The sequence below is a fragment of the Nonomuraea mangrovi genome, assembly GCF_042681425.1.
GTDB lineage: Bacteria > Actinomycetota > Actinomycetes > Streptosporangiales > Streptosporangiaceae > Nonomuraea > Nonomuraea mangrovi.
Genome location: NZ_JBHUFV010000116.1, coordinates 1 through 976 on the forward strand (window position 1 = coordinate 1; position 976 = coordinate 976).

1 pseudogene is annotated in these 976 nt (G+C 68.6%); it reads right to left on the reverse strand.

The window, feature by feature from the left end:
• Window positions 1–956, reverse strand: a pseudogene (locus ACFSKW_RS54720) (IS5 family transposase); the annotation flags it as partial.
• Window positions 957–976: the final 20 nt, after the last annotated feature.

Below are 976 nucleotides of genomic sequence, written 5' to 3' on the forward strand. Positions count from 1 at the left end.
GCCCCGTAGATGAAGGCCGGCCATGTAGCTCTGGGGAGTCTTGTCGAAGCGGAAGGCCAGGCCGCGCCATTCCTTGATCCGGTTGATGCAGCGTTCGGCTGTGTTGCGCTGCTGGTAGAGGTCCTGATCGTGACGGACGGGGCGACCGCCGCGTGAGCCGCGTCTCTTGCGGTTGGCCGCCTGGTCCGCCTTCTCGGGGATGACGGTTTTGATGCGGCGTTGTCGTAGGTAGGCGCGATTGGCGCGGGAGGAGTAGGCCTTGTCGGCGGCCACTGCGTCCGGGCGGGTGCGCGGGCGGCCGACGGGTAGCCGGATCTTGATTCGGGCCAGGACGGCGCGAAACTGTGGGCTGTCAGCGGCCTGGCCGGGGGTCAGGACGAAGGACAGCGGACGACATCGCGGGTCGGCGGCCAGGTGGACCTTGCTGGTCAGTCCGCCCCGCGAGCGGCCAAGTCCGGCCGCCTTCAGCCGGATCCTGCCTCGCAGTCGTAGCTGTCGGCGTCGGACCCGATCCGAGGCCCTGCCTTCTTCGCCTATGCCATCGGGGGTGTTTTGCCCCTTTGGCGGAGCCCCTTTTCCTGTTTGGCGGCCTCCTCCAACGCCTTGACCAGCTCGGGATCGAGAGCCATACCGGCGGCGTGGTGGTGGGCGCGAGCCGTAGTGGAGTCCACGCTGACCAGCCTCAGGTCGACCTGCCCACGGGCCGCGGCCTCGGCGATCACCGCCTGCATCAGGTGCTCGAAGACGCCCGCCGTCGCCCACGACCGGAACCGGTCGTAGACGGTGGACCACGGCCCGTACTCGGTGGGCAGATCCCGCCACGGACTGCCGGTCCGAAAGCGCCACATCACCGCGTTGAACTGCTGCCGCAGGTCCGGGATCGGGCCTCGCTCGCCCAGCGGCAGGTGAGGCTCGATCAAGGACCACTCATCGTCGGTGAGGTCGCCGCGCGCCATGACGATGAACTACCAGGGAC